General features: G+C 71.4%; 30 protein-coding genes. 17 read left to right on the plus strand and 13 right to left on the minus strand.

Annotated elements, in window-relative coordinates; translation table 11 throughout:
* The first annotated feature begins 59 nt into the window (after positions 1-59).
* Positions 60-668: an NAD(P)-dependent oxidoreductase gene (locus ACVDFE_RS14465; RefSeq protein ID WP_458430741.1), complete on the plus strand. Its 609-nt coding sequence runs from the start codon at positions 60-62 to the stop codon at positions 666-668.
* Here the strand turns inward: ACVDFE_RS14465 and ACVDFE_RS14470 are convergent.
* The gene (locus tag ACVDFE_RS14470; protein ID WP_458430742.1) at positions 642-1,541 is read right to left on the minus strand and encodes a LysR family transcriptional regulator; all 900 of its coding nucleotides are present in this window, start codon (positions 1,539-1,541) and stop codon (positions 642-644) included. The genes ACVDFE_RS14465 and ACVDFE_RS14470 overlap by 27 nt on opposite strands.
* 24 nt (positions 1,542-1,565) lie before the next feature.
* Here ACVDFE_RS14470 and ACVDFE_RS14475 point away from each other — a divergent pair, with 24 nt between their 5' ends.
* On the plus strand, positions 1,566-2,330 hold the full coding sequence (locus ACVDFE_RS14475) for an inositol monophosphatase family protein (RefSeq protein WP_360390458.1): 765 nt from the start codon (positions 1,566-1,568) through the stop codon (positions 2,328-2,330).
* 134 nt (positions 2,331-2,464) lie between these two features.
* On the opposite strand, the gene ACVDFE_RS14480 is transcribed toward ACVDFE_RS14475, so the two are convergent.
* Entirely contained in the window at positions 2,465-3,319 is an 855-nt protein-coding gene (locus tag ACVDFE_RS14480) for an AsnC family protein (RefSeq protein ID WP_458430743.1), read from the minus strand.
* A 156-nt stretch (positions 3,320-3,475) separates the two neighbouring features.
* Here ACVDFE_RS14480 and ACVDFE_RS14485 point away from each other — a divergent pair, with 156 nt between their 5' ends.
* Complete coding sequence (locus ACVDFE_RS14485; RefSeq protein WP_360390453.1) at positions 3,476-4,681, plus strand: cytochrome P450 family protein; 1,206 nt, start codon at positions 3,476-3,478, stop codon at positions 4,679-4,681.
* 64 nt (positions 4,682-4,745) lie between these two features.
* Entirely contained in the window at positions 4,746-5,948 is a 1,203-nt protein-coding gene (locus ACVDFE_RS14490) for an adenosylmethionine--8-amino-7-oxononanoate transaminase (protein WP_458434335.1), read from the plus strand.
* Here ACVDFE_RS14490 and ACVDFE_RS14495 read toward each other — a convergent pair.
* Entirely contained in the window at positions 5,921-6,163 is a 243-nt protein-coding gene (locus ACVDFE_RS14495; protein ID WP_360390450.1) for a glutaredoxin family protein, read from the minus strand. The two genes, ACVDFE_RS14490 and ACVDFE_RS14495, sit on opposite strands and share 28 nt — an antisense overlap.
* Before the next feature lie 36 nt (positions 6,164-6,199).
* On the opposite strand from ACVDFE_RS14495, the gene bioD reads away from it, so the two are divergent.
* From bioD to ACVDFE_RS14515, 4 genes are all read left to right on the plus strand, one after another.
* Complete coding sequence (bioD, locus tag ACVDFE_RS14500; protein WP_360390448.1) at positions 6,200-6,919, plus strand: dethiobiotin synthase; 720 nt, start codon at positions 6,200-6,202, stop codon at positions 6,917-6,919.
* A gap of 70 nt (positions 6,920-6,989) precedes the next feature.
* Complete coding sequence (gene bioB, locus ACVDFE_RS14505) at positions 6,990-8,006, plus strand: biotin synthase BioB (RefSeq protein WP_360390446.1); 1,017 nt, start codon at positions 6,990-6,992, stop codon at positions 8,004-8,006.
* Positions 8,006-8,203, plus strand: coding sequence for a biotin synthase auxiliary protein BsaP (gene bsaP / locus ACVDFE_RS14510; RefSeq protein ID WP_360390444.1), 198 nt, complete (start codon positions 8,006-8,008; stop codon positions 8,201-8,203). Before bioB ends, bsaP begins: the two co-directional genes overlap by 1 nt.
* A 14-nt stretch (positions 8,204-8,217) precedes the next feature.
* The gene (locus ACVDFE_RS14515) at positions 8,218-8,811 is read left to right on the plus strand and encodes a DUF2567 domain-containing protein (RefSeq protein ID WP_360390441.1); all 594 of its coding nucleotides are present in this window, start codon (positions 8,218-8,220) and stop codon (positions 8,809-8,811) included.
* A gap of 21 nt (positions 8,812-8,832) precedes the next feature.
* On the opposite strand, the gene ACVDFE_RS14520 is transcribed toward ACVDFE_RS14515, so the two are convergent.
* The 4 genes from ACVDFE_RS14520 to ACVDFE_RS14535 all read right to left on the minus strand — a co-directional run bounded on the left by ACVDFE_RS14520 (position 8,833) and on the right by ACVDFE_RS14535 (position 12,443).
* Positions 8,833-9,555, minus strand: coding sequence for a putative hydro-lyase (locus ACVDFE_RS14520; protein WP_458430744.1), 723 nt, complete (start codon positions 9,553-9,555; stop codon positions 8,833-8,835).
* Positions 9,552-10,796: an MFS transporter gene (locus ACVDFE_RS14525; protein ID WP_458430745.1), complete on the minus strand. Its 1,245-nt coding sequence runs from the start codon at positions 10,794-10,796 to the stop codon at positions 9,552-9,554. The genes ACVDFE_RS14520 and ACVDFE_RS14525 overlap by 4 nt, the downstream gene beginning before the upstream one ends.
* 260 nt (positions 10,797-11,056) lie before the next feature.
* Positions 11,057-11,737, minus strand: coding sequence for an LON peptidase substrate-binding domain-containing protein (locus tag ACVDFE_RS14530; RefSeq protein WP_360390433.1), 681 nt, complete (start codon positions 11,735-11,737; stop codon positions 11,057-11,059).
* Between the two features lie 10 nt (positions 11,738-11,747).
* A complete protein-coding gene (locus ACVDFE_RS14535; protein ID WP_458430746.1) occupies positions 11,748-12,443 on the minus strand; it encodes an NUDIX hydrolase in 696 nt (231 codons plus the stop codon).
* A gap of 73 nt (positions 12,444-12,516) precedes the next feature.
* Between ACVDFE_RS14535 and nadA the strand changes: the two genes are divergently transcribed.
* From nadA to nadC, 3 genes are read left to right on the plus strand one after another with little or no spacing between them, the layout of a single operon-like run.
* Positions 12,517-13,536 carry a quinolinate synthase NadA gene (gene nadA, locus ACVDFE_RS14540; RefSeq protein ID WP_458430747.1) on the plus strand — a complete coding sequence of 340 codons (1,020 nt, stop codon included), beginning with the start codon at positions 12,517-12,519 and terminating at the stop codon, positions 13,534-13,536.
* On the plus strand, positions 13,536-15,164 hold the full coding sequence (locus ACVDFE_RS14545; RefSeq protein WP_458430748.1) for an L-aspartate oxidase: 1,629 nt from the start codon (positions 13,536-13,538) through the stop codon (positions 15,162-15,164). The genes nadA and ACVDFE_RS14545 overlap by 1 nt, the downstream gene beginning before the upstream one ends.
* Complete coding sequence (gene nadC, locus ACVDFE_RS14550; protein WP_360390424.1) at positions 15,161-16,003, plus strand: carboxylating nicotinate-nucleotide diphosphorylase; 843 nt, start codon at positions 15,161-15,163, stop codon at positions 16,001-16,003. Before ACVDFE_RS14545 ends, nadC begins: the two co-directional genes overlap by 4 nt.
* Here the strand turns inward: nadC and ACVDFE_RS14555 are convergent.
* Genes ACVDFE_RS14555 through ACVDFE_RS14570 form a run of 4 tightly spaced genes read right to left on the minus strand, consistent with a single transcriptional unit; the run spans position 15,974 to position 18,237 of the window.
* Positions 15,974-16,405, minus strand: coding sequence for a hypothetical protein (locus ACVDFE_RS14555; protein WP_360390421.1), 432 nt, complete (start codon positions 16,403-16,405; stop codon positions 15,974-15,976). The two genes, nadC and ACVDFE_RS14555, sit on opposite strands and share 30 nt — an antisense overlap.
* Positions 16,406-16,439: 34 nt before the next feature.
* Positions 16,440-16,940, minus strand: coding sequence for a GntR family transcriptional regulator (locus tag ACVDFE_RS14560; protein WP_458430749.1), 501 nt, complete (start codon positions 16,938-16,940; stop codon positions 16,440-16,442).
* 43 nt (positions 16,941-16,983) lie between these two features.
* The gene (locus tag ACVDFE_RS14565; RefSeq protein ID WP_458430750.1) at positions 16,984-17,403 is read right to left on the minus strand and encodes a TIGR03668 family PPOX class F420-dependent oxidoreductase; all 420 of its coding nucleotides are present in this window, start codon (positions 17,401-17,403) and stop codon (positions 16,984-16,986) included.
* A 60-nt stretch (positions 17,404-17,463) separates the two neighbouring features.
* Complete coding sequence (locus ACVDFE_RS14570; RefSeq protein ID WP_360390418.1) at positions 17,464-18,237, minus strand: carbon-nitrogen hydrolase family protein; 774 nt, start codon at positions 18,235-18,237, stop codon at positions 17,464-17,466.
* Between the two features lie 25 nt (positions 18,238-18,262).
* On the opposite strand from ACVDFE_RS14570, the gene ACVDFE_RS14575 reads away from it, so the two are divergent.
* Positions 18,263-19,765, plus strand: a complete 1,503-nt coding sequence (locus tag ACVDFE_RS14575; RefSeq protein WP_458430751.1) for an ABC transporter substrate-binding protein — start codon at positions 18,263-18,265, stop codon at positions 19,763-19,765.
* Here the strand turns inward: ACVDFE_RS14575 and ACVDFE_RS14580 are convergent.
* Complete coding sequence (locus ACVDFE_RS14580) at positions 19,758-20,249, minus strand: hypothetical protein (protein ID WP_360390413.1); 492 nt, start codon at positions 20,247-20,249, stop codon at positions 19,758-19,760. The two genes, ACVDFE_RS14575 and ACVDFE_RS14580, sit on opposite strands and share 8 nt — an antisense overlap.
* A gap of 70 nt (positions 20,250-20,319) precedes the next feature.
* Between ACVDFE_RS14580 and ACVDFE_RS14585 the strand changes: the two genes are divergently transcribed.
* Positions 20,320-21,444, plus strand: a complete 1,125-nt coding sequence (locus ACVDFE_RS14585; protein WP_360390410.1) for an aminotransferase class V-fold PLP-dependent enzyme — start codon at positions 20,320-20,322, stop codon at positions 21,442-21,444.
* On the opposite strand, the gene ACVDFE_RS14590 is transcribed toward ACVDFE_RS14585, so the two are convergent.
* Positions 21,425-22,723, minus strand: coding sequence for a M14 family metallopeptidase (locus tag ACVDFE_RS14590; protein ID WP_458430752.1), 1,299 nt, complete (start codon positions 22,721-22,723; stop codon positions 21,425-21,427). The two genes, ACVDFE_RS14585 and ACVDFE_RS14590, sit on opposite strands and share 20 nt — an antisense overlap.
* 133 nt (positions 22,724-22,856) lie before the next feature.
* Between ACVDFE_RS14590 and hisD the strand changes: the two genes are divergently transcribed.
* Genes hisD through ACVDFE_RS14610 form a run of 4 tightly spaced genes read left to right on the plus strand, consistent with a single transcriptional unit; the run spans position 22,857 to position 26,027 of the window.
* A complete protein-coding gene (gene hisD, locus ACVDFE_RS14595; RefSeq protein WP_360390405.1) occupies positions 22,857-24,173 on the plus strand; it encodes a histidinol dehydrogenase in 1,317 nt (438 codons plus the stop codon).
* On the plus strand, positions 24,170-25,276 hold the full coding sequence (locus tag ACVDFE_RS14600; protein ID WP_458430753.1) for a histidinol-phosphate transaminase: 1,107 nt from the start codon (positions 24,170-24,172) through the stop codon (positions 25,274-25,276). The genes hisD and ACVDFE_RS14600 overlap by 4 nt, the downstream gene beginning before the upstream one ends.
* Positions 25,273-25,872, plus strand: coding sequence for an imidazoleglycerol-phosphate dehydratase HisB (gene hisB, locus ACVDFE_RS14605; RefSeq protein ID WP_360390400.1), 600 nt, complete (start codon positions 25,273-25,275; stop codon positions 25,870-25,872). The genes ACVDFE_RS14600 and hisB overlap by 4 nt, the downstream gene beginning before the upstream one ends.
* Positions 25,872-26,027: a hypothetical protein gene (locus ACVDFE_RS14610; RefSeq protein WP_458430754.1), complete on the plus strand. Its 156-nt coding sequence runs from the start codon at positions 25,872-25,874 to the stop codon at positions 26,025-26,027. Before hisB ends, ACVDFE_RS14610 begins: the two co-directional genes overlap by 1 nt.
* Positions 26,028-26,033 lie beyond the last annotated feature (6 nt).

The raw sequence follows: 26,033 nt of genomic DNA on the forward strand, positions 1-26,033 counted from the left end.
ATCACCGGTTGACGACGTTTCATTTGATGTTGATCGGTGCCGCTCATAGCGTTCTCGGCATGAACCTCACCGTCCTAGCCGCCTCCGGCCGCACCGGCCTCGCCCTCACCCGGCAGGCCCTGGCCCGCGGCCACGCGGTCACGGCGATCGCCCGCGATCCCGGCAAGATCGCGCTCGACCACCCGGACCTGCGCAAGGTCGCGGGTGACGTGGCCGACCCGGCGAGCCTCGCCGTCGCCGGGGGCACCGTCGTCCTCTCCGGCCTCGGCACGGACCGGCCCGGTGTCCTGCTCGACGGTGCGAAGGCCGTCGTCGCCGCCGGACCGGAACGGGTCATCTGGCTCGGCGCGTACGGCACCGGCCCGTCGCGCGCGGCCGCCGGTGATGGTGGCCGTGTGCTGGAGGAGTTCCTCGGCGACCGGATCGCCGACAAGGTGGCGGCCGACGAGACCGTCCTCGCCGCCGGTGGCACGGTCTTCCACGCCGGTGTGCTCTCCGACGGGCCGCTCAGCCCCGAGCGGCGCACGGTCGGGCTGGACGCCGCGCCGCCGTTCGACCTCACCGCTCAGGTCAGCCGCGAGACCGTGGCCGCGGCGATGCTCGACGAGGCCGAGTCGCCGCGGTTCGCCGGTGCCGTCGCGCTACCGCTGGACCACCTCGGCGAATGACGCCCGCACCTGCTCGCGCAACCACGCGTGGGCGAGGTCGGAGTCGTAGCGCTGGTGCCAGTTGCAGTTCACCGGTGCCGGCGGCGACTCGACCGGCAACGGCAGGGTGACGAGCCCGAACGCCTCGATCAGCGGGCGGCACAGGATCGCCGTGGTGGTGACCAGCGCGTGGCTCGCGACCGCGATCTGCAGTGCGGAGTGGACGGTCGCCACCGTCGCGATCACCCTGCGCTGCAAGCCTTCCGCTGCCAACAGGTCGTCGATCGGCGCGGTGAGCCGGCCGCGGCGGGACACCACGACGTGCGGGTGTGCCGCGTACGCCGGGAGGTCGAGCCCGCCCGCGCACGGGTGGTCCGGGCGCAGCGCGACGGCCAGCGGGTCGTGGCCGAGCGTCTCCGACCGGAACTCCGGCAACGCCGGTGCGCCGCCGCCGAGCTCCAGGTCGACCCGGCCGTGCCGCAGGTCGTCGGTGTCACCGGAGTGCTCGGCGAGCACCCGCAACCGCACACCGGGTGCCCGTTCCGCGACCCGGGCGACCAGCGCCGGCACCAGTGACGAGGCCAGCGCGTCGTGGCACCGCACGGTGAACGTGCGGTCCAGTTCGGCCAGGTCGAGCGCACGACTCGGTGCCAGCACGGCGTTGGCCTGGCGCACCAGCCGGTGCACCTCGTCGGCGATCCCGAGCGCGTACGGCGTCGGCGTCATCGAATGACCGGTGCGCACCAGGATGTCGTCTCCGGTGACCTTCCTGATCCGCCCCAGCGTGCGGCTGACCGCGGGTGACGACAGGTGCAGCCGTTCGGCCGCGCCCATCACGCTGCCCTCCTCGAGCAGGGCGTCGAGCACGGTCAGCAGGTTCAGATCCGCTTGCATGAACAGACATCGTATGGAGGAACCGTGAACGCGGAACTCGTCGCGGCCGTTCGCCGCGCAGGAGCCCGGATGCTCAAGCGCTACTCGCCGGAGTCGCGCGCTGCGGACCTCGACGCGGTCGTCGCCGGCGTGCGCGCCAACGACGCGGCCGTCGTCGACCTGCTGCGCCCCGAGCTCGCCGCGATCCGGCCGCGGGCGCGCTGGCTCGACGACGAGCACGGCTCCGGCCCGCTGGAGCCGGGCGAGTGGTGGCTCGTCGACCCGGTGGGCGGCAACATGAACGCCGTCCACGGCATGACCGACTGGAACATCGGCGTGAGCCTCGTCCGCGACGGCCGCCCGGTGCTGGCCGCCGTGCACTTCCCGTTGTTCGACGAGATGTTCACCGCGGCCGAGGGCGAGGGCGCGTTCCTCAACGGGGTGCGGCTGCGCGTGTCCGCGAAGACCTCGCTGGACGGTGCGCTGGCCGGGACCGGGCAGGCCCAGCCGGGGCAGGGGCCGGAGATGGCCGACCGGGTCGGCGCCTCCTGCAGCGCGATGGCGAAGGAGGCCCTGTACGTGCGGATCTCCGTGCCGGTGACCCACCAGCTCGCCCAGGTCGCCGCCGGGCGGATGGACCTGCACTGGCAGTACGACAACGTGCGCGCGCACGCCGCCGGTGTGCTGCTCGTGCAAGAGGCGGGCGGTGTCGTCACCGACCTCGACGGCACGCCGTGGAAGCTGACGACCCGCGAATACCTGGCTGCCGCACCGGGCGTGCACGCGGCGGCGTTGACGGTGCTGTCCTGAGCAGGTCACCAATCCCCGCTCGCTCCGTCCAAGCCGCCTCAGCCCCTGGCTCCAACGGCGTCTGCAAGTACCGCCAACTCAACATCAACAGGCACTTTTCTACTACCAACAACGCGCGAGGCGCCTGCGAGGGGTCAGTCCTCGACGGTCCACACGAGGGTGTTGACGTCGACCTCGGGGCGCACGCTCCACCGCACCTGGGTGAGGTCCGTCGTGTCCGGCAGCACGAACACCGTGTGACCGCCTGCGGTCTCACCCGGCTGCACGCCGAGCTTGTGCGCGGGCCGCGAGGACAGCGACACCGGCGCCTTCGTGACGGTCTCGCCGGTCCTGGTCACGAGGACCAGGTACATGTCCGGCAACGAGGTGAACGGGACCTGCGAGGCGTTGGTGACCTCGGTGTGCACGACCACGGCCCGCTCACCCTCGGCCAGCTTGTAGCCGGCGGCGGTGAACAGGAAGTCGGCCGGGTCGACGACCTCGACGAGCTGGATGGACAGGCGGGCGCCTTCCAGGCTGTCCGCCTCCAGCGTCGTGCCGACCTTGCCGGTGCGCGACATCGGCCGGGGCTGCGGCTGGTCGGCGCGGACCCAGCCCGCGGACTGCGGCGGGCCCCACGGGTTCGGCGGTTGCTGCTGCTGCACGGGGAAGGGCTGGGACTGCGGGCCGGGCTGGGGCTGCGGCGGCGCGACCGGGTGCGGGCCGCTCACGTGGTGGGGTCCGCTCTGGTGCACGGCGTAGGCGCCGGACGGGGGCGGGCCCTGGTAGTTGCCGTAGGCGGCGGCGTTCGCCAGCGCGCGCCGGATGCCGTTCGGGTCGCACTCCACACCGACGAGCAGCGGCAGACCGCTGCCGGACAGGGTGATCAGGCGCATGGCGGCCTCGCGCGGGTCCATGCCCAGGCGCTGGGCGATCTCGTGCACGGCGGCACGGCCCGAGTCGGCGAGCATGGCCAGCAAACGGGCGTCAACGGGATCAGGGGCCACCACGAAAAGAACGCTACCCCCCGCTCCTGATCTTCGCGTCACCGCCCGGCCCCAGCGCGATCACGGTCACGCCGGTCCTCCGGGGGTGGCGTCACAGCGCGTACCGGATCGAGTGGGAAAGAGTGGCGAGCCAGGAGTTAACGGGGTTAACTGGGTGGGGTGACAACACTCACCAAGCTGCCCGACGACTACGTCCAGAACCCGCACGAGGCGCACGACCTGCTGCGCGCCGAGGCACCCGTGCACGAGGTCCACCTGCCCCGTGGACTGAAGGTCTGGCTCGTGACCCGTCACGAAGAAGCGAAGATCGCCCTCACCGACCCGCGGATCAGCAAGGACATCACGGTCGGGCGGTCCGTCTTCGACAAGCACACCCCGCCGGACGCGCGGCGCGGCGAGTTCGAGTCCTCGCTCTCGGTCCACATGCTCAACATGGACCCGCCGGACCACACCCGGTTGCGCAAGCTCGTCACCAAGGCGTTCACCGCACGACGCATCGAGCTGCTGCGGCCCCGCGTCAACGAGATCGCGGCAGAGCTGATCGCGCGGATGAACGACGGCGACGAGGTGGACCTGCTGGAGGAGTTCGCGTTCCCGCTGCCGATCACGGTGATCTGCGAGCTGCTCGGCATCCCGATCGACAACCGCGAGGAGTTCCGCGGGTGGTCGAACACGCTGCTGTCGTTCGGCACGCCCGAGCAGATCCAGCACGCCGCCGGCGCGATGGCGCAGTTCCTGTTCCAGCACGTCGAGAAGGTCCGCGCCGCCGAACCGGACGACACGTTCTTCTCGGCGCTGGTGCACGCCGACGACTCCGGTGACCGGCTCAACACCGAAGAGCTCGTGTCGATGGCGTTCCTGCTGCTCGTGGCCGGCCACGAGACGACGGTCAACCTCATCGGCAACGCCGTGCTGGCACTGCTGAAGAACCCAGACCAGCTGCAGGTCCTGAAGGACCGGCCGGAGCTGATCCCCGCCAGCGCCGAGGAGTTCCTGCGGCTGGAGGGCCCGGTCAACATCGCGACCTTCCGCTACACCACCGAGCCGATCGAGCTGGGCGGCGTGCAGATCCCAGCCGACGAGCTCGTCATGGTGTCGCTGATCGCCGCCAACCGGGACCCGGCCAAGTACGAGAACCCCGACCGGCTCGACGTGACCCGCTCCGCGCAGGGGCACGTGGCGTTCGGCCACGGCCTGCACTTCTGCCTGGGCGCGCCGCTGGCCCGGCTGGAGTTCGACGTGGCGCTCACCCAGCTGCTGGCCCGGTTCCCTGACCTGTCGCTGGCGGCGGAGCCGGAGACCCTGGCGTGGCGGGACAGCACGCTGATCCGCGGCCTGCTCACCCTGCCGGTCAAGCTCGCCTAATGTCACGCGGGTGGACGACCTGCTGAAGCTCGACCAGGCGCACGTCTGGCACCCGTACGGCCCGATGCCGGGCACCCAGGAGCCGCTGCTCGTCGAGTCCGCGGAGGGTGTCCGGCTCACGCTCGCCGACGGTCGCGAGCTGGTCGACGGCATGTCGTCGTGGTGGGCCGCGATCCACGGCTACCGGCACCCGGTCCTGGACGCGGCCGTCACCGACCAGCTGGGGCGGATGAGCCACGTGATGTTCGGCGGGCTCACGCACGAGCCCGCCGTCCGGCTCTGCGCGAAGCTCGTCGAGATCACGCCCGCGGACCTGGAGCACGTGTTCCTGTGCGACTCCGGTTCGGTGGCGGTCGAGGTCGCCGTGAAGATGTGCCTGCAGTACTGGCGTTCGCGCAACCGGCCGGAGAAGCGGCGGCTGCTCACGTGGCGCGGCGGGTACCACGGCGACACGTTCACCCCCATGTCCGTGTGCGACCCCGAGGGCGGGATGCACTCGCTGTGGCGCGGCGTCCTGCCGGCGCAGGTGTTCGCCGACGCGCCACCGGCGGAGCTGGACACCGCGTACGTGCAGCACCTCGCGGACGTGGTCGAGCAGCACGCGGACGAGCTGGCCGCGATCATCGTCGAGCCGGTCGTGCAGGGCGCCGGTGGGATGCGCTTCCACGACCCGCGCTACCTGCACGTCCTGCGCGAGCTCGCGTACACCCACGACGTGCTGCTGGTGTTCGACGAGATCGCCACCGGGTTCGGGCGCACCGGCGAGCTGTTCGCCGCCGACCACGCGAACGTCAGCCCGGACGTGATGTGCGTCGGCAAGTCGCTGACCGGCGGGTACCTGTCGATGGCCGCCGCGCTGTGCACGCCGCGGGTCGCGGACGGGATCAGCCGGGGCGAGGTGCCGGTGCTCGCGCACGGGCCGACGTTCATGGGCAACCCGCTCGCCTCGGCGGTGTCGCTGGCCTCGATCGACCTGCTGCTGTCGCAGAACTGGAAGCGTGAGGTCGCACGCATCTCGGCCGGGTTGTCAGCCGGACTGGAGCCTGCGCGCGCGTTGCCGGGTGTGAAGGACGTGCGCGTGCTGGGAGCCATCGGTGTCGTGCAGCTGCACGAGCCCGTGGACATGGCACGGGCCACGAAGGCCGCGGTGGACGCCGGGGTGTGGCTGCGGCCGTTCCGCGACCTCGTCTACACGATGCCGCCGTTCATCAGCACGGACGACGACATCGCGCAGATCGCTCACGGGGTGATCGCGGCGGCCAGCTGAGTGTCGGACGGCTCGACCAGGAACTCGCCGTTCGGCAGCACCACGACGGGGATGTTCTTGCGGCCGGAGATCTCGACGGCCCTGTCCCGCGCCTCGTCGTCGTGCTCCACGTCGACGTAGGTGAAAGCCACGTTGTTGCGGGTCAGCCACGACTTGGCCCTGCGGCAGTCGCCACACCACTCGGCGCCGTACATCACGATCGGTTCATCAGCCATGCCGTCACCGTAGGTGAAGTTCTAAGGTGAGTGCCTGTGAGCGTGCTGGTGATCACCGGAACCGGGACAGAGGTCGGCAAGACCGCCGTCACCGCGGGCATCGCGGCGCTGGCCAGGGCAGAGGGCAGACGGGTCGCGGTGCTCAAGCCCGCGCAGACCGGTCTGCTGCCCGGCGAGCCGGGTGACGTGGCCGAGGTGGCGCGGCTGGCTGGCGACGTCACGACGCGTGAGCTGGCGAGATACCCCGATCCGCTGGCGCCGGCCACCGCCGCCAGGCGCGCGGGCATGGCCACCGTGCACCCCAAGGACGTCGCCGCGGCCGTGACGGAGCTCGACGCCGACCACGACCTGGTGCTCGTCGAAGGAGCCGGCGGGCTGCTCGTGCGGTTCGACGAGGGCGGTTCGACCCTGGCCGACATCGCGTGGGCGGTGAACGCGCCGGTGCTCGTCGTCGCCCAGGCGGGGCTCGGCACGCTCAACACGACCGCGCTGACCGCCGAGGCGTTGCAGCGGCGCGGCCTGGAGGCCATCGGCGTCGTCGTGGGCAGCTGGCCGCCGCACCCCGACCTCGCGTCCCTCACGAACCTCGCGGACCTGCCGGAAGCGGCCGGTGCCCCGTTGCTCGGCGCGCTCCCGCAGGGGGTGACGAAGCTCGGCGCCCCGGACTTCCTGGCGGTGGCCAGGAGGTCGTTCTCGCCCTGGTTCGGCGGTGCGTTCGACCCGGACACGTTCGCCGCTCAGTTCGCGGTCCAGTGACCTACGTCGCTGCACGATGAAGGATTCAGTGCGGCATAGTGCACGCCAGGCCACAGGAGGAGGAGAGACAGTGACCGCAGCCCCGGAACGGATCGACGTGCTCGACGAGGCTCGTGAGCAGGTGCTCGAACGAGGAGTCGGCCTGTCCGAGGCACAGGTCCTGCGGGTGCTCGAGCTCCCCGACGACCGCGTCCCCGAGCTGCTCGCGCTGGCCCACGAGGTCCGCGAGCGCTGGTGCGGTCCCGAGGTCGAGGTCGAGGGCATCGTCTCGCTCAAGACCGGCGGCTGCCCGGAGGACTGCCACTTCTGCTCGCAGTCCGGCCAGTTCCCCTCACCGGTGCGCTCGGCGTGGCTCGACATCCCCGGCCTGGTCCGCGCGGCGCGGCAGACCCGCGACACCGGCGCGACCGAGTTCTGCATCGTCGCGGCCGTGCGCGGCCCGGACAAGCGGCTGCTCTCGCAGGTCCGCGACGGCATCAAGGCCATCCGCGCCGACGGCAACGACATCCAGATCGCCTGCTCGCTCGGCATGCTCACGCAGGAGCAGGTCGACGAGCTCGTGGCGATGGGCGTGCACCGCTACAACCACAACCTGGAGACGGCCCGCTCGCACTTCCCGGAGGTCGTGACCACGCACTCCTGGGAGGAGCGCTGGGACACGCTGAAGATGATCCGCGCCGCCGGCATGGAGGTCTGCTGCGGCGGCATCATCGGCATGGGGGAGACGCTCGCGCAGCGCGCCGAGTTCGCGGTGCAGCTCGCGGAGCTGGAACCGGACGAGGTGCCGCTCAACTTCCTCATCCCCAACCCCGGCACGCCGTACGAGAACTACCCGGTCGTCGAGGGCGCCGAGGCGCTGCGCACGGTCGGCGCGTTCCGGCTGGCGCTGCCGCGCACGATCCTGCGGTTCGCCGGCGGTCGTGAGCTGACGTTCGGCGACCTGGGTGCGAAGCAGGGCATGCTCGGCGGCATCAACGCGATCATCGTCGGCAACTACCTGACGAACCTCGGCCGCCCGGCGCAGCAGGACCTCGACATGCTCGAAGAGCTGTCGATGCCCATCAAGGCGCTGAGCCAGACCCTGTGATGGTCACGACCGTGTACTGCTCGTTCTGCGGCAAAGAGGAAGCTGACGGCGACCACGCGTTCTGCCGTCAGCGACTGTCCCTGATCGACCCGCCGCGCTACTGCGCCGAGTGCGCCCGCCGGATGGTCGTCCAGGTGACCCCGGACGGCTGGACGGCGCGCTGCAGCCGTCACGGCGAGACGACGTCGGCTCGGTAGTAACCTTCCGCGACATGGACGACATCGCAGCGCCGGTGCGCATCGAACCCGTGCCGGAGCCGCCGTACGTCTACCACTACGTCCGGCCGCGGCCGAAGGTCGTCGTGAAGCGCGACCTGCTGCCGGGGCTGTCGGTGCTGCTGACGACGTCCGTCTTCGGCATGGTGGCCGCGTTCCTGTGGGCGTGGCTCGCCCCGCCGCAGACGAAAGTCGCCTCCCCGCAGGAGGGTGTCGGCTTCCAGCCGTTCGGGGTGGAGAGCTACCACCGGCTGGACGCGCTGATGGTGTTCGTCGTCATCGGTCTCGGCGCGGGCACCGTCACCGGCATCGCGGTCTGGATGCTGCGCCAGCGCCGCGGACCGGTCGTGATGTTCGCGATGACGCTGGGTTCGCTGGGCGCGGCGGCGCTGATGCAGTGGCAGGGCACCAAGACCGTGGAGGGCATGTACCCGCAGCCGGCCACCGCCCAGCCCTACGACGTCGTGCAGTTCGCGCCGCAGCTGGAGACGTGGTGGGGGGTTCTCGCGTGGCCGTTGGCGGCGGCGCTGACCTACGGCTGCTGCGCGGCCTGGAACGGCCTGGACGACCTGGGGCGGCGCCTCGGCTGAGGCGCCACCCTCCCCGGCTGCCTACCCGACGCGGTAGGCGAAGTCCGGCATGTCGGTCACGAACATCTGCCCCGGCGCGTGCGTGATCGCGAACGGCGGCCGCGACCGCATCAGCACCGCCTGCGGGGTCACGCCGCACGCCCAGAACACCGGCACGTCACCGGGTTCCGGCTCCACCGCGTCGCCGAAGTCGGGCGCGTGCACGTCCTCGATGCCGAGCATGCGCGGGTCGCCGGTGCCCACCGGGGCCCCGTGCACCGACGGCATCAGCGCGGTGACCTTGTGCGCGATGTCCACAAGGGACTCCGGCACCCACCGCATCGACACGACCATCGGCCCGTGCAGCCGTCCGGCCGGCCGGCACTGGAGGTCCGTGACGAACATGGCGACGTTGCGGCCCTGCTCGACGTGCCGCAGCGGCACGCCCGCGCTCTTCAGCGCCGTCTCGAACGTGAAGCTGCAGCCGATCAGGAACGTCACCAGGTCGGCGCGCCAGTGCCCGGTCGCGTTCTCCGGTTCCGCCACCAGCTCGCCGTGCTCCCAGACCCGGTAGCGCGGCACGTGGGTCCGCACGTCCGCGTCCGGCTTGAGCGAGCTGACCGTCTCGCCCGCGTCGAGGACGTCGAGCACGGGGCACGGCTTGGGGTTGCGGTGGGTGAAGAGGAGGAAGTCGTAGGCCCAGTCCCTGGGAACGGAGATCAGGTTGGCCTGCGCGAGTCCCGGTGCCTTGCCCGCCGTCGTCATCCCAGCTCCTCGTTCACCGTCTCGGGCAACCAGATGAGCGCCACGACCGCGATCCCGTAGGCGGCCGCTCCGAACAGCATCGCACCGCCGATGCCCAGCCGGTCGGCCATGAACCCGACGAGACCGGGGAACACCGCGCCGAACGCGCGCCCGAAGTTGTAGGTGAAGCCCTGGCCGGTGCCGCGCAGCCGCGTGGGGTAGAGCTCGGACAGGTAGCTGCCGAACCCGCTGAAGATCGCGCTCATGCAGAACCCGAGCGGGAAGCCCAGGAACATGACCAACGTGTCGGCACCGTTGGGGATCTGCGTGTAGGCCACGATCAGCAACGCGCTGGCGACCGCGAAGAGCACGAAGGTCTTCTTGCGCCCCAGGCGGTCTGTGAGGTAGCCGCCGCACACGTACCCGATCCACGCGCCGGTGATGAGGAACGCGAGGTACCCGCCGGTGCCGATGACCGTGAGCCCGCGCCCGGTCTGCAGGAACGCCGGCAGCCACGTGGCGAGCGTGTAGTAACCGCCCTGCACACCGGTCGCGAGCAGCGCGGCGAACAGCGTGGTCTTGAGGATCGGCCCCCGGAAGATCTGCGGGAACGTACCGCGCGGCCGGGGCTGCGCCGCGACCTCGGGGGCGTCGTCGACGTTGCGCCGCACGTAGAAGACGAGGACCGCGGGCAGTGCGCCGGTCCAGAACATGACCCGCCACGACCAGCTCGGGTCCGCGAGCGAGCTGACCAGCGCGTTCACGACGACCGCCAGCCCCCAGCCGACCGCCCACGCGCTCTGGACGAACGCCACCGTGCGGCCGCGGTACTTCGGCTTGCAGTACTCGGCCACGAGGATCGCCCCGGCCGCCCACTCACCGCCGAACCCGAGGCCCTGCAACGCCCGGAACACCAGCAACATCTCGTAGTTCGTCGCGAAGCCGCACAGCACGGTGAAGAACGCGTACGCCACCACCGTGATGACCAGCGTCTTCGCCCGCCCGAACCGGTCGGCCATCACCCCGGCCACCGCGCCGCCGACGGCGCTCATCAGCAACGTGCTGGTGCCCAGCAACCCGGCCTCGGCCTTGGTGAGGCCGAAGTAGCCGGTGATCGCGACCAGGCTCAGCGGCAGGACCCAGTAGTCGTAGGAGTCCAGCCCGTACCCGCCGAACGCACCGATGAAGGCGCGCTTGCCCTTCGCGCCGAGACTGCGGAACCAGGCAGCGCGCCCTGTCTCCTCGGTCGTGGTCGTGCTCATGGGACACCTCGCAGCGTGGTGGAGGAGTGGTGGGGTGTGATGTGGCCCTCACTGTAAGGATTGTTCAACAATCCCACAAGACCACAATCCAACGATCCCTCCGGCGCTCCCACCCTGCTTCTCCGGCATCTGCAAGTACCACCAACTCTTGATCAAACCGTCGCTGACTACCTCCAACTGGTTCGGCGCGCGCCGAACCAGTTGGAGGTAGTTACGAGCCTGTTGATGTCGGGTTGGTGGTACTTGCAGATGCCGGGCGGTCAGTTCGGGTTCGGCACGTGCCCGAACTCGGTCAACGGCACCGGAACCGCCTTCAGCGCGCTGAAGATCCCGGTCTCCCGGTGCAGCATCCGGCGCACCAGCCGCAGCCGCCGCGCCGGCGACGTCTCCTCCAGCAGCCGCTGGCGGTCGTCGACCGGCAGCAGGCAGTCGGCGGCGAGCAGGTACGACAACGCGCCCAGCTCCACGTCCGCGGCCGGGGCCGACCAGTCCTCGCGGTGCCAGGCGGCGCCGCAGTAGCGCTCGTGGGCGGCGCGGGCCCCGCGTTCCAGGATCGGCACGACCTCCAGCGCCGCCTCGGGCACCGGGACGTCGTCGAGGTACTCGACGCTGCCGAGCAGGTACGGGGCGGTGGTGGTGTCGACGTCGAGCAGGCGGAAGCGGCGCACCCCGCGCGTGACGATGTCGAAGCGGCCCTCCGGCAGCGGGCGGGCGTCGAGCAGGTCCGCCGAGCAGCCGATGTCCTGCAGGGAGCGGACGTTGTCGGCGCCGACCTCCCAGCCCTCCTTGATGCAGACCACGCCGAAGGTGCGGCCGAACAGGGTGCCGGTCATCAGGTCCACGACGAGCTGGCGGTAGCGCGGCTCGAAGATGTGCAACGGCAAAGACGCACCGGGCAACAGCACGGTGCCCAGGGGGAACAGGGGGAGCGTCTCGGCCACGCGTGCAACGTTACGGGGTGCCACCCCCGCCTGCTGGACGGCCGGATCCCGGCGGTCTCAGCACGGCGAACGGATCGGTGACTTTGATTCCCCTTGCGCTGAACCGGAACAGTGCGGCGGGGCGGCCGCCGGACGGTCCGGGCGGTGCGGTGCCGCCGGTCGGTTCGAGCAGCAGGCGGCGCGACAGCACGCGCTGCAGGTTCGTTGCGGAGACCCGGTAACCGAGTGCCGCGGAGTAGTGGTCGCGCAGCAGGGAGATGGTGAACTCCGGTGGCGCCAGCGCGAAGCCGAGGTTCGTGTACGACAGCTTCGAGGCGAGCCGGTGGCGGGCCCGGTGCACGATCGCGGAGTGGTCGAACGCCATGAGCGGCAGCGATTCCACGCAGTGCCACGCCGTGTCCGCCGGCACCTCCGGGTCGACGTCGGAGGGGACCAGGCCGAGGAACGCCGTCGCCACCACGCGGGGACCGGGAACGCGGCCGGGGGCGCTGAAGACGGCCAGTTGCTCCACGTGAGACAACTGTCGCGCGTCGACCTTCTCCGCGAGCTGGCGGCGGATCGACGACTCCACGTCCTCGTCCACCCGCAGGCCGCCACCCGGCAGCGACCAGCGGTGAGCGTGCGGCTCCCGTGCGCGTTCCCACAGCATGACCTGGAGTGACGCACCTCTCACCCGCAGCACGGCTGCCAGAACTTCGTGCCCCACACCTGCCACCCGGCTGATACTATCGGCCACGTTTTCGACCAATAGGCGAAAACCCCGGATCGAGGAGGCAGTGATGGTCGCTACCGCAACCGTGGAGCGAACCGCTTCGGGTGTGTACGGCGGAGTCGAGCCGAACGCCGCGTGGCGGGACGAGGTGCTGCGGCTCGCCGAGGAGCGGGACGCCGTCATCCTGGCGCACAACTACCAGCTGCCCGAGATCCAGGACATCGCCCACCACACCGGCGACTCGCTCGCGTTGTCCCGCATCGCCGCGCAGTCCGACGCGCAGACCATCATCTTCTGCGGCGTGCACTTCATGGCCGAGACCGCGAAGATCCTGTCGCCGGAGAAGACCGTGCTGATCCCGGACGAGCGCGCGGGCTGCTCGCTCGCCGACTCGATCACCGGTGCGCAGCTGCGCGAGTGGAAGGCGCAGCACCCCGGTGCCGTCGTGGTGTCCTATGTGAACACCACCGCCGAGGTGAAGGCGGAGACGGACATCTGCTGCACGTCGTCGAACGCCGTCGACGTGGTGCGCTCGATCCCCGCCGACCGCGAGGTGCTGTTCTGCCCGGACCAGTTCCTGGGCGCGCACGTCAAGCGCGAGACCGGTCGCGACAACCTGCACGTCTGGGCGGGCGAGTGCCACGTGCACGCCGGCATCAACGGCCCGGAGCTGGCCGAGCGCGCCGCCGCCAACCCGGACGCGGACCTGTTCATCCACCCGGAGTGCGGCTGCGCGACCAGTGCGCTGTACCTGAGCGGTGAGGGCATCGTCCCCGCGGAGAAGGTCAAGATCCTCTCGACCGGCGACATGATCACCGCCGCGCGCTCGACCAACGCCCGCAAGGTGCTGGTCGCCACCGAGGTCGGCATGCTGCACCAGCTGCGCAAGGCCGCCCCGGAGATCGACTTCCGCGCGGTCAACGACCGTGCGTCCTGCACCTACATGAAGATGATTACCCCGGCCGCGCTGCTGCGGTGCGTGCGCGACGGCCTGGACGAGGTGCACGTGGACCTGGAGACCGCGAAGCGGGCCCAGGGCGCCGTGCAGCGCATGATCGAGATCGGCCAGCCCGGCGGCGGTGAGTGATGACCGCGCGCTGGGAGGCGCGGGCCGACCTGATCGTGGTCGGCACGGGCGTGGCGGGCCTGACCGCCGCGCTGCGGGCGCGTGAGCTGGGACTGCGCGTCCTGGTCGTCACCAAGGCGGCCGGCGACGACGGCAACACCCGGTGGGCGCAGGGCGGTGTCGCGGTCGTGCTGGAGGACCAGCACGACCCCGGTGACTCGGTCACCCGGCACATCGGCGACACGCTGACGGCCGGTGCCGGTCTGTGCGACGACGCCGCCGTGGCCGCGATCATCACGGACGGGCCCGCGGCCGTGGCCCGGTTGCGGGAGCGCGGCGCGCTGTTCGACGCGCGGCCCGACGGTCTGCTCGAACGCACCCGCGAAGGCGGCCACAGCGCGTTCCGGGTCGTGCACGCCGGTGGCGACGCGACCGGTGCCGAGGTCGAACGCGCGTTGCTGAAGGCCACTGTGGACGGACGGGTTCCGTTGCTGGAGAACCACGTCGCCGTCGACGCGGTGAAGACGCCGCTCGGCGCGGTCGGCGGTCTGCTGGTGCTCGACGGCAACGGCGTGCCCGGTGTGCTGACCGCGCCCGCCGTGCTGCTCGCGACCGGTGGCCTCGGGCAGATGTACCAGGCGACCTCGAACCCGTCCGTGGCCACGGGCGACGGCCTCGCGCTGGCGCTGCGGGCCGGTGCGCTGGCCGCGGACGTGGAGTTCATCCAGTTCCACCCGACCGTGCTGTACACGGGCCGGGGCGCGCGTGGCCGGTGCCCGCTCGTCACCGAGGCCGTGCGCGGCGAGGGTGCCGTGCTGGTCGACGCGACGGGCGCGCGCGTGATGAAGGGCGTGCACCCGCTCGAAGACCTCGCCCCGCGCGACGTCGTGGCGGCGGCGATCACCCGGCACATGGCCGGTGGGCCCGGTGGCGTCGACGACCACGTGTTCCTGGACGCGACCTCGTTGCACGACATGGCTTCGCGCTTCCCGACCGTGCACGCGGCCTGCACCTCGGTGGGCATCGACCCGGCCGTGGACCCGATCCCCGTCGCCCCTGCGGCCCACTTCGCCTGCGGCGGCGTGGTCTCCACGGTCGACGGCCGCACCGGCGTGACCGGTCTGTACGCGGTCGGCGAGGTCGCCCGCACCGGTCTGCACGGCGCGAACCGGCTGGCGTCCAACAGCCTGCTCGAAGGCCTGGTGTGCGGCACCCGTGCCGCCGAGGCCGTGGCGTCGGACCTGGCCCTGAAGCTGATCGCCCCGGCACGCGCGGCCGAGCCTTCGCTGCCGACCGCTCCCGTGGCGGACCGCGACCTGCTGCAGCGCGTCATGTCGCGCTACGCCGCGATCGGCCGTGACGCGGAAGGCCTGGCCGTCGTCGGCTCGGCGCTCGACGTGTCCACCGTGGACAAGCAGCTGGAGTCGCGCGAGCTCGTCGAGGACGCGGCGCTGACCACGGCCGCCCGCGCGTTGATCGCGGCGGCCCAGGAACGCACCGAGTCGCGCGGCTGCCACGTGCGCACGGACTTCACCGAGCGGTCCGACGCGTGGCGGCGCAGCCAGCTCGTCCGGCTCACCCCGAGCGGCCAGCCCGTGCTGGCCGACCCCGTCCTGACCCACCCCGTGCTGGCGGAGGTTGTCGCATGACCACCGAGTTCGACTGGGACGACGCGAACCGGGTCATCCAGCTCGCGCTGGAGGAGGACCTCCGCTACGGCCTGGACGCCACGACGCTCGCGACCGTGCCGGAGAAGGCCGTCGCGACCGCGGAGATCACCCCGCGCGCGGCCGGCGTGCTGTGCGGCGTTCCCGTTGCGCGGGCGGCGTTCCAGCGCTACCTGCCCGAGGTCGAGGTGCTCTCCGAGGCCACCGACGGCGACAAGGCGGTGCCCGGCGAGCCCGCGCTGGTGCTGACCGGCCCGGCCCGCGGCCTGCTCACCGTGGAACGCACCGCGCTGAACCTGGTCTGCCACCTCTCCGGCATCGCGACGCAGACCGCGCGCTGGGTGGCGGCGGTCGAGGGCACCGGTGCCGCCATCCGCGACAGCCGCAAGACGTTGCCGGGCCTGCGGTTGCTGCAGAAGTACGCGGTCCGCTGCGGCGGCGGCGTGAACCACCGCATGGGCCTCGGCGACGCGGTCCTCATCAAGGACAACCACGTCGCCGCGGCCGGTTCGGTCGGCGCCGCCATCCGCGCGGCCCGCGAACACGCCCCCGACCTGCTGATGGAGGTGGAGGTCGACAGCCTCGCGCAGCTCGACGAGGCCATCGCCGAGGGCGCGGAACTGGTGCTGCTCGACAACTTCACCCCCGAGCAGTGCGCGCAGGCCGTGGCCCGCAGGCCCGCCGGGGTGAAGCTGGAGGCGTCCGGCGGCCTCACCCTCGACGTGGCCCGCCGCTACGCCGAGACCGGCGTCGACTACCTCGCCGTCGGCGGCCTCACGCACTCGTCCCCGTCACTCGACCTCGGCCTGGACCTGCGCTGACGGCCGGTACCGCCGCACGCCCACGTGCTGGACGCCGGGAAAGTTCTGCACCCGGCGCCAGTCCGCGGTCGGCGAGCCGACCCCGTTCCCCCTGGCGGAGAGGGCGTCGAGGTGGTCCTCGGCGCTGACCCACTCCGCGTAGTTGACGACCCGCTTGCCGTCCGCGCGGATGTGGAAGGCGGCGGAGATCCCGCCGGGGTGCGGGTCCGGGTCGCTGGCGAGGGCGGTGAACACCGAGTCGACCCACGCCCGTGCGGTGGCCTCGTCCTCGGTGTCGACGGTGACGAGCACGACGCAGCCGACCTCCCTGGTGGGGTCGTTCGGTCCGCCGGAGCGGTAGAGCGCGTAACCGTCGAGGTGGGTGCGGCCGCGGACGAACGCGGGCAGTTCGGGGAGGGTCATGTCCCTGATCCTGGGAGCTCGACCTAACCCGAGGTCAAGCGATCGGCTGGAAGCGGCAACCGCGCAGTTCCCGGATCAACGCGGTGGCGACGACCCAGCGAATGAGCGGATCACCACAGGCGAGCTGGACGATGACCGGTGTGTGCGCCGGAATGCCGAGACGCCCGGCGATCTCCGGTGGCGCCGCCGTTTCCTCGACAGCGAGGAGCTGCTGAGTCGCCGTCCTGCCCTGGGTCTCGGCCTCCGCGTTGAAGTTGCTCGTCCCGCTGCCGCGGTGAGCGCGCCAGTTCGAACCGGTCAGCACCATCTTCAGGTGTGGACGCGGACGGACGAAGATCCCTCTGCCCTGCTCCGACATCACCAGCCCCTCCGACCGGAGAAGGGCGATCGCCTTGCGAACCGTGGTGCGGGTGGTCTGGTGCCGCTCGGCCAGTTCGTTCTCCGAGGGCAGTTGTGCACCGGACTCCAACGCACCGCCGAGGATGTCGCGCCGAAGCGTCTCCGCGATGCGCCGGAACGGCGGCGTCGGGTTCATGCGGTGAACTCCCTCGTTCGCTTCCGGGCGGGGTAGTGACGGCTCACGGCTTGAACGACCAGCCACGCCACGTCTGCACCTCGACCACCACCACCGGGCCGGCCGGAACCCTTTCGCGGTACTGCGGGTACTTGTCGCACAACCACTCCAGCGGGTGATGCCGCTCCTCGGCGTCGATCACCACGCGCGCAACGCCGTCAGCCCGGACCCACCACAGCTGCGTCCAGTCCTCGTCGTACTCGTCCGCGAGCAGCGACACCCGCGGGTTCTCCCGGATGTTGCTCAGCCGTTTCAAGCTCAGCGTGCTCTTCGGCTTGTGGTCGACGGCGAACACGACCACGTCTTCGTGGACCGCGAAGGTCACGGGCACGAGGTGAGGAGCCGCCTGCGCGTCGGCTGTCGCCAAGCGTGCGACTCGCGCATCGGTGAACCGCTGCCGTGCCTGGTCGTGTGGGAGGGCCACGTGAGGAACTCAACGCAAGTGGCCCTCAAGGCTTCAGCCCACGAACCGCCGGGGTTCGGCTCACCCCAGCCGCCGGTTGGCCAGCACGGGCAGGACCTCCCGCGCCTGCGCGACCGCCGCCACGTCCAGGTCGACCACCGCCACCTCCGGCCGGTCGGACAGCTGCGCCACGACGTTGCCGAACGGGTCCGCCACCGTCGAGTACCCGATGCCGGTCGGTGCGGACGAGCCCAGGTCGCCGGGGTAGGCCTGGCCGCACGCCACGACGAACGACGTGCAGTCCAACGCGCGCGCTCGCACCAGGAGCTCCCACTGCTCCTTCTTGCCGGGGCCTGCGCCCCACGACGCGCCCAGCAGCACCGCTGACGCGCCCTTGTCCGCCAGTGCGGTGAACAACGCGGGGAAGCGGACGTCGTAGCAGGTCGCCACGCCCAGGGTCACCCCGTCGAGCTCGAACGTCACCACGTCCGAGCCGGGCGCGACCGTGCGCGACTCCTGGAAGCCGAAGGCGTCGAACAGGTGGATCTTGTCGTAGCCCAGGTGCACGTCCGCGCCGGTCACCAGCGTGGTGTTGGCCACGCGGTCACCGGAGGGCGTGAACATGCCCGCCACCACCACGACGCCGTGCTCCACGGCGATCTCCCGCACCGCCGAGGCCCACGGGCCGTCCAGCGGTTCCGCGACCGGGCCCAGCGGCACGCCGAAGCGGCACATCGTCGCCTCGGGCAGCAGGACCACCCGCGCGCCGTCGGCCCTGCGCACCGCGTCGCGGACGAGCTCCAGGTTGGACCGGGGGTCGGTGGTGGAGCTGAGCTGACTCACGGCGATGCGCATGAGGACCACTGTAGGGTCGCGGACTGTGTCGCGTTACCCACTGCTCCTCGTCGTGCTGCTGGCCGTCGCGGGCTGCACCGAGACCGCCGCGCCCAACCCGGACGGTGGTGGCGTCGGCACGTCGATCGTGCTCGCCGACCGCGACGAACCGACGACGCTGAACCCGCTGCTCGGCTACGGCGCGCAGGGCGTGTCGAAGATCTACGACGGGCTGGTCGAACACCGCCAGGACGGGTCGCTCTCCCCGCAGTTGGCCGCCGACCTGCCGCAGCCGGCGCCGGACGGCCTGAGCTGGACGGTGAAGCTGCGCGGGGACGTGAAGTTCACCGACGGCAGCACGTTCGGCGCCGAGGACGTGGTCGCCACCTACACCGCCGCGTTGCAGAGCCAGGTCAAGGACCGGTTCGCCACGCTGAAGAGCGTCGACCAGCTCGACCCGTCCACGGTGCGGTTCCAGCTGAACCAGCAGCACGCCGCGTTCCCGCACCTGCTCGTGCTCGGCGTCCTGCCGAGCGAGCAGGCGAACCCGAGCGGGCAGCCGGTCGGCACCGGCCCGTACAAGGTCGTCGACTGGAAGAAGGGCGACCGGCTGCTGCTGACGGCCAACGAGGACTACTTCGGCGGCGCGCCCAAGGTGAAGAAGCTGACCGTCGTGTTCGTCACCGACGACAACCAGCGCGCCCGCCGCATGCAGGACGGCGAGTTCGACGGCACCGTGCTGCCGCCCAAGCTCGCCGCCACCTTCCCCAACCGGTCCGGCCTCCAGGTCCGCTACCACCGCAGCGCCGACTACCGGGCCGTCGCGCTGCCCGCCGCGCACCCCGTCACCGGCAACGCCGCCATCCGCCTCGCGCTGAACTACGCGGTCAACCGGCAGGGCATGATCGACAGCCTCCTCGACGGCAAGGGCACCGTGGGCTTCACGCCGGTGCCGGACGCGCTGGCCGAGGACTTCGACCCGACGGTGAAGTTCCGCTACGACAAGGCGGAGGCCGCGCGCCAGCTCGACGCCGGCGGCTGGCTGCCGGGACCGGACGGCACCCGGGTCCGCGAGGGCGTCGCCGCCCGCTTCACCCTGATGTACCCGCTGGGCGACGACCTGCGCGCCGACCTCGCCACCGCGTTCGCCGCCGACGCGAAGGCCGTGGGCGTGGACGTGCAGCTCGCCGGCCTGTCGTGGGAGGCGATCCGCCCGCGCGTCGGCCAGGACGCGCTGCTGTCCGGCGAGGGCTCGCCGTTCGACCCCGACCTGATGCTGCACGGACTGCGCGGCCAGGGCAGCCCGGCCGCGGACGTGGCGCTGGAGAACGGCCGCAAGCTGGTCGACCCGGCCCAGCGCGCCGTGGCCTACAAGCTCTTCCAGCAGGCCTACGCGGCCGTGCCGACGATGGCGGTGCTGGTGTTCCCCGAGCACGCCTACGTGCTGCGCGACTCGTGGACCGGCTACCAGCCCGTCGTCGACCCGAACTCCTACGGCGCCCTGTCCTGGGGTCCCTGGTGGAACCTGGAGCGCTGGGAACCTAGGTGAGCCGGGCGTTGATCTCGCGGACGGCCCGCTCCGGGTCGTCCGCCCAGAACTCGACCCGCTCCACCTGCTTCGCCCCGGTCTTGCCGAGGTCGACCAGCTGCGGCCCGCGGAACGGCACCGACACGTTCGTCCTGGTCAGCGAATGGATGACGACGGCGTCACCGACCACCTCGACGGTGCGCTGACCCTTGTGGCCGCGCTCGGCGACCTCCGCGGTCGCCAGGTCCTCCGTCGGGATGCGCCAGTCGAAGAACCCCAGCTGCCGCAGCCGCAGCTCGTCGTCCGTCACCGCGTGCGGCTGCTTGTGCAGCACGTAGAGCGCGCCCACGCACACCACCACGTTCAGCCCGCCGACCAGCAGCAGCACGACCTGCAGCCACCACACGTCGAGTGCGAACGCGACGAGCGCCATGCCGACCGCCGTGATGATCAGGAACCGCCAGTACCGCGGCCGCATGCGCTTGCCGTAGGGGATCTCCACCATGGACCGGAGCCTATTTCCGCAGCGCACGCACCGCGGCCCCGGGGTTGCCCGCCCGTGGCAGAGTAGGGCCGTGAGCGACCTGATCTTCCTGGACAGCGCCGGTTCCTCGATCCCGCCCGCCGAGGTGGTCGACGAGGTGGTCGGCCACCTGCGCCGCGAGACCGAGATCGGCGGCTACCGGGCCGCCGCGGAACGCGCCGACGACCTCGAGGCGGGCTACGGGGTGCTGGCAGAGCTCTTCGGCGTACGGCCGTCGGAGGTCGCGTTCACCGACAGCGCCACCCGCTCGTGGCTCACCGCGTTCGACGCCGTCCCGCTGGCCGCCGGCGACCGCGTGCTGGTCACCGAGGTCGAGTACGGCGGCAACGCGGTGCCGATGCTGCGCCGCGCGGAGGAGACGGGCGCGACGATCGAGGTCGTGCCGTCGGACCGGCACGGGCAGGTCGACGTCGACGCGCTCGACCTCGACGACCGGGTCAAGCTGATCTCGCTGGTGCACGTGCCCACCAACGGCGGCCTGGTCAACCCGGTGAACGAGGTCACGGCGAAGGCCCGCGAGGTCGGCGCGCTGGTCCTGCTCGACGCCTGCCAGTCGACCGGCCAGCTCGACCTGCGCGGTCTCGACTACGACCTGCTCGTCTGCACCGGCCGCAAGTGGCTGCGCGGGCCGCGGGGCACGGGCGCGCTGGTGGTGAAGGACGACGTGCGGCCCAGGCTGCGCCCCCGGCTGTTCGACCACAGCGGCGCCGAGTGGGCGGCCGCCGACCGCTACGAGCCGCGTGACGACGCCCGGTGGTTCGAGCTGTGGGAGTACAACGTCGCCGACCGGCTCGGGCTCATCGCCGCCGCGAAGTACGCGCTGGCCAAGGGCCTCGACGTCATCGAGGCCGAGGTCACCGCCCGTGCCAAGCGCTTGCGCGAGGGGCTGGCGCGCATCCCCGGCATCACCGTCCACGACCTGGGCGAACGGCACTCGGGCATCGTCACGTTCACGTCCGAGCGGGTCCCGCCGACGGAGCTCAAGGACCGGCTGTGGGACCGGGAGGTCGCCGTCACGGTGTCGCAGGCCGCGGCCACCCGGATCGACATGACCCGCCGCGGCCTGGACGAAGTAGTGCGGGCCTCCCCGCACTACTTCGTCACCGACCAGGAGGTCGATCAGGCGCTGGAACGGGTCAGCACGTCTGCCCGATGACCCGCTTCACGCAGTCCGAGTAGCTCAGCAGCAGGTCGACGGCGCGGTCGTTGCGCGCGGTCTGCGTCGCGATGGCCGTGTCGCGCGGGTAGAAGCCGTTGAGGCCGCTGCCGCTCGCCGGGTACATCTCGAAGGTGTAGGCCCAGATCTTGTGCTGGCCCCACATCCAGTCGTCGCTGCTGCCGTCGGTGATGTACAGGTCGCTCGCCTGCTCCGGCGTGTAGCCGTTGGTGGCGGCCATCTGCCTGCCCAGCGTCTGGAACGCGCGCGCCTCGTCCGCGTTCAGGCCCGTGTCGGTGTCCGAGCGGGTGTAGCCGTACGGCCACAGCACGAGCTCCGAGTACGAGTGGAAGTCGATGAACGTCTTGATCTGCTGGGCGCCACCGACCACGCGCGAGTTCACGAAGTTGCGGATGACCGAGGTCTCCGGCGCCGAGAACGCCGCGGTGCCGCGGTAGGTGTCCGACGTGCTGCTGCCGCTGGAACCACCGCAGCAGCCCCACTTGTAACCCCAGTTGCGGTTGAGGTCGGTGCCGTTGCCCTGGCGGTTCTTGCGCCAGCCGCGGAACGAGCCGGTCTCGATGTCGTACTCGGCGCCGTCCGGGTTCATCATCGGGACGAGCCAGACCTCGCGGTTGTCGACCAGGTTCTTCACCGCGGGGGTGGCGTAGTTGTCGGTGAAGCGCTTGATGATCTGCAGGCACTGCTCGACGGTCAGGTGCTCGCGGGCGTGCTGGCCGCAGACGAACAGCACCTCCGGCTCGTTCTCGTCGGTCGCGACGTTGTCGCTGACCTTCAGCGCGTAGATGTCGCGGTTCTGGTAGCTCTTGCCGATGCTGCGCAGGCTCGCCAGCGTCGGGTGGTCGCGCACCGTCTGCTGCAGCTCCGCGGTCATCTCCGCGTAGTTGTGGTAGCCGGCGTAACCGGACGGGAAGTCCTGCGCGCCGACCTGACCGGGGACCGGGTCGGTGAAGTCGGCCTTGCCGAGCTTCTTCAGCTCCTGCTCGAAGTCACCGACGTACTTCAGGGGCAGCCCGGTCGCCTGCAGGGCGCGGTACTGGGCCTTGTCGGCGACGACCTGGACGGTGGTGAGCTTCGTCGCGCCGAGCACGTCGACACCGATCTGGGCGACCTGCGTGCGTTCTGCGGACGTGTTCGCCTCGACCTCCAGCAGGTAGCGGCCGGAGTCGGCGGTGCTGGGCACCGCCATGCCCGCTACCAGCACGGGCAGGCACACGGCGAGCACTGCGGCGATCTTGCCGCGGCGCTTGTTGGACATCTTTCCTCCATCATCAGCAGGGGTTTGCGACGGAGTGGTGCTCGACCGAGCGTGGCGGCCCCGTCACGGACTGAGGTAGCGCCGATAGCGGGCTGACCGTTGACAGATTTCGGCAGGAACTAGGCTGTGGGGCATGCTGAACCGCATCGACCTGCGAGGTCGCACCACGACCCCCGCTCAGTTGCGCGCCATCGTGCCGCGCGCCGAGGTGGACGTGGACGCGGTGCTGCATCACGTGCGGCCGATGGTGGACGCGGTCGCCGCCCGCGGCGTCGAGGCGGCGCTGGAGTACACGGAGAAGTTCGACGGCGTTCGCCCGGCGTCCGTCCGCGTTCCCGCCTCCGAGCTCCCGGCCGCTCTGTCCTCACTGGACCCCGCCGTGCGCGCGGCACTGGAAGAGGTCATCGCACGCACCCGGCGCGTGCACGCCGACCAGCAGCGCGTCGGCACGACGACCCAGGTGGTCCCCGGCGGCACCGTCACGGAGAAGTGGGTGCCGGTCGCGCGCGTCGGCCTCTACGCGCCCGGCGGCCTCGCCGTCTACCCGTCGACGGTCGTCATGAACGTCGTGCCCGCCCAGATCGCCGGCGTCGAGTCGCTGGTCGTGGCCTCACCGCCGCAGGCGGAGTTCGGTGGCCTGCCGCACCCGACGATCCTGGCCGCCGCCGCGTTGCTCGGCGTCGACGAGGTGTGGGCCGTGGGCGGCGCCCAGGCCATGGCCCTGCTGGCGCACGGCGGCGTGGACACCGACGGCGCCGAGCTGGCGCCGGTCGACGTCATCACCGGACCCGGCAACATCTACACGACGGCGGCGAAGCGGTTGCTGCGCGGCCTGATCGGCATCGACTCCGAGGCCGGGCCCACGGAGATCGCGATCCTCGCCGACTCCTCCGCCGACCCGGTGCACGTGGCCGCCGACCTGATCAGCCAGGCCGAGCACGACCCGCTCGCCGCCTCGGTGCTGGTCACCGACTCCGACGAGCTCGCCGACGCGGTGGACGCCGAGCTGGAGCGCCAGGTCGGCGCCACCAAGCACGTCGACCGGATCCGCACGGCGCTGTCCGGCCCGCAGTCCGGCATCGTGCTCGTGTCCTCGGTGGACGAGGGCGTGCGGGTGGTCGACGCCTACGCCGCGGAGCACCTGGAGGTCCAGACGCGTGACGCCCGCGCCGTGGCGGACCGGGTCCGCTCGGCGGGCGCGATCTTCGTCGGTCCGTACGCGCCGGTGTCGCTGGGCGACTACTGCGCCGGCTCGAACCACGTGCTGCCCACCGGTGGCTGCGCGCGGCACTCGTCGGGGCTCTCCGTGCAGACGTTCCTGCGCGGCATCCACGTGGTCGACTACTCCGAGGAAGCCCTGCGCGAGGTGGCGGACAAGGTCGTCGCGCTGGCCAACGCGGAGGACCTGCCCGCGCACGGTCAGGCCGTGACGGCGAGGTTCCCCCGATGAAGCCGGTGGTCGGCGCGCGGGTCGAGCTCTCCGACCTGCCGCTGCGCGAGGACCTGCGCGGCCGCACGCCGTACGGCGCACCGCAGCTCGACGTGCCGTACCGCCTCAACACCAACGAGAACCCGTACGCGCCGACGGACGCGCTGGCCGCCGACGTCGTCGCGGCGGTCGCGGAGATCGCCGGGGAGCTGCACCGCTACCCGGACCGCGACGCGATGGCGTTGCGCGAGGACCTGGCCGCCTACCTGACGGAGGCGACCTCGGTCACCCTCACGTCGGAGAACGTCTGGGCCGCCAACGGGTCCAACGAGATCCTCCAGCAGGTGCTGCAGGCGTTCGGCGGGCCCGGCCGGGTGGCGCTCGGGTTCGAGCCGTCGTACTCGATGCACCCGATCATCGCCGCCGGCACCCGCACCGAGTGGTCACCGACGCCGCGCCGCCCCGACTTCTCGCTGGACGTGGAGAAAGCGGCGGCGATCATCGCCGAGACCCGCCCGGACGTCGTCTTCGTGACGTCGCCGAACAACCCGACCGGCCAGTCGATCCCGCTGGAGGACCTGCGGCTGCTGATCGCGTCCACCACCGGCGTGATCGTCGTCGACGAGGCGTACGCGGAGTTCTCGCCGCAGCGCAGCGCGATCGAGCTGCTCGACGAGTACGGCGCGCGGCTGATCGTCTCGCGGACCATGTCGAAGGCCTTCGCGTTCGCCGGCGGCCGGCTCGGCTACCTGGCCGCGGCCCCGGCCGTGGTCGACGCCTTGCAGCTGGTGCGCCTGCCCTACCACCTCTCGCAGCTCACGCAGGCGGCCGCGCGGGCCTCCCTGCGGCACGCCGCGGAGACGCTGGGTTCGGTGGCGCTGCTGGCCGCCGAACGCGACCGCGTGATGGCCGAGCTGAGCGCCCTGGGTTTCCAGGTCGTGCCCTCGGACGCGAACTTCGTGCTGTTCGGCTGGTTCGAGGACGCGCGGTCGACGTGGAGGTCCTACCTGGACCACGGCGTGCTGATCAGGGACGTCGGAATCGCGGGTCACCTGCGGGTGACCATCGGAACGCCCGAGGAGAACGACGCTTTCCTCGCGGCCAGCAAGGAGGTCAGCCGGTGAGTCGCGTGGGCAAGGTGGAGCGCACGACCAGGGAGTCGTCGGTCCTCGTGGAGATCGACCTGGACGGCACCGGCCAGGTGGAGATCAGCACCGGCGTGCCGTTCTACGACCACATGCTCACCGCGTTCGGTGTGCACGGCTGCTTCGACCTGGTCGTGCGCGCCACGGGCGACACGCACATCGACGCGCACCACTCGGTCGAGGACATCGCGATCGTGCTCGGCCAGGCGCTGCGGGAGGCGTTGGGGGACAAGAAGGGCATCCGCCGCTTCGGCGACTGCTGGATCCCCATGGACGAGACCCTCGCGCACGCGGCGGTCGACGTCTCCGGCCGCCCGTACACCGTGCACCGCGGCGAGCCGGAGCAGTTCAACAGCTTCGTCATCGGCGGCAACTACCCGTTCGTGCTGAACCGGCACGTGTTCGAGTCGCTGGCGTTCCACGCGCAGATCGCCCTGCACGTGCGCGTGGAGTACGGCCGCGACCCGCACCACATCGCCGAGGCCGAGTACAAGGCGATCGCGCGTGCCCTGCGCGCGGCCGTGGAGCCCGACCCGCGCGTCGGCGGCGTTCCGTCGACCAAGGGCGTGCTCTGATGCCCAAGGAGGTCGTCGTCATCGGCCTGCTGGCGTTGGCGGGCTTCCTGGGTGGCGGGGTGTACTCGACGTGGAAGACCGCGAGGGTCGCGGCGGTCGTCCTGCTGGTGCTGGCGGTGATCGCCGTCGGCGGCGCGGTGCTCTGGCTGATCTAGGTCCGG

The organism is Lentzea chajnantorensis (assembly GCF_054300775.1).

Bases quoted from the DNA above. Each gene is read 5' to 3' on its own strand.
- ACVDFE_RS14525 (WP_458430745.1), bottom strand. From the start codon at position 10,796: ATGAGCACGACCACGACCGAGGAGACAGGGCGCGCTGCCTGGTTCCGC.
- ACVDFE_RS14520 (WP_458430744.1), bottom strand. From the start codon at position 9,555: ATGACGACGGCGGGCAAGGCACCGGGACTCGCGCAGGCCAACCTGATC.
- ACVDFE_RS14495 (WP_360390450.1), bottom strand. From the start codon at position 6,163: ATGGCTGATGAACCGATCGTGATGTACGGCGCCGAGTGGTGTGGCGAC.
- ACVDFE_RS14610 (WP_458430754.1), top strand. From the start codon at position 25,872: ATGCCCAAGGAGGTCGTCGTCATCGGCCTGCTGGCGTTGGCGGGCTTC.
- ACVDFE_RS14515 (WP_360390441.1), top strand. From the start codon at position 8,218: ATGGACGACATCGCAGCGCCGGTGCGCATCGAACCCGTGCCGGAGCCG.
- bsaP (WP_360390444.1), top strand. From the start codon at position 8,006: ATGGTCACGACCGTGTACTGCTCGTTCTGCGGCAAAGAGGAAGCTGAC.
- ACVDFE_RS14580 (WP_360390413.1), bottom strand. From the start codon at position 20,249: ATGGTGGAGATCCCCTACGGCAAGCGCATGCGGCCGCGGTACTGGCGG.
- ACVDFE_RS14590 (WP_458430752.1), bottom strand. From the start codon at position 22,723: ATGTCCAACAAGCGCCGCGGCAAGATCGCCGCAGTGCTCGCCGTGTGC.
- ACVDFE_RS14560 (WP_458430749.1), bottom strand. From the start codon at position 16,940: ATGAACCCGACGCCGCCGTTCCGGCGCATCGCGGAGACGCTTCGGCGC.
- nadA (WP_458430747.1), top strand. From the start codon at position 12,517: ATGGTCGCTACCGCAACCGTGGAGCGAACCGCTTCGGGTGTGTACGGC.
- ACVDFE_RS14545 (WP_458430748.1), top strand. From the start codon at position 13,536: ATGACCGCGCGCTGGGAGGCGCGGGCCGACCTGATCGTGGTCGGCACG.
- ACVDFE_RS14465 (WP_458430741.1), top strand. From the start codon at position 60: ATGAACCTCACCGTCCTAGCCGCCTCCGGCCGCACCGGCCTCGCCCTC.
- ACVDFE_RS14600 (WP_458430753.1), top strand. From the start codon at position 24,170: ATGAAGCCGGTGGTCGGCGCGCGGGTCGAGCTCTCCGACCTGCCGCTG.
- ACVDFE_RS14570 (WP_360390418.1), bottom strand. From the start codon at position 18,237: ATGCGCATCGCCGTGAGTCAGCTCAGCTCCACCACCGACCCCCGGTCC.
- ACVDFE_RS14490 (WP_458434335.1), top strand. From the start codon at position 4,746: ATGCCGGGCACCCAGGAGCCGCTGCTCGTCGAGTCCGCGGAGGGTGTC.
- ACVDFE_RS14470 (WP_458430742.1), bottom strand. From the start codon at position 1,541: ATGCAAGCGGATCTGAACCTGCTGACCGTGCTCGACGCCCTGCTCGAG.
- nadC (WP_360390424.1), top strand. From the start codon at position 15,161: ATGACCACCGAGTTCGACTGGGACGACGCGAACCGGGTCATCCAGCTC.
- ACVDFE_RS14555 (WP_360390421.1), bottom strand. From the start codon at position 16,405: ATGACCCTCCCCGAACTGCCCGCGTTCGTCCGCGGCCGCACCCACCTC.
- hisD (WP_360390405.1), top strand. From the start codon at position 22,857: ATGCTGAACCGCATCGACCTGCGAGGTCGCACCACGACCCCCGCTCAG.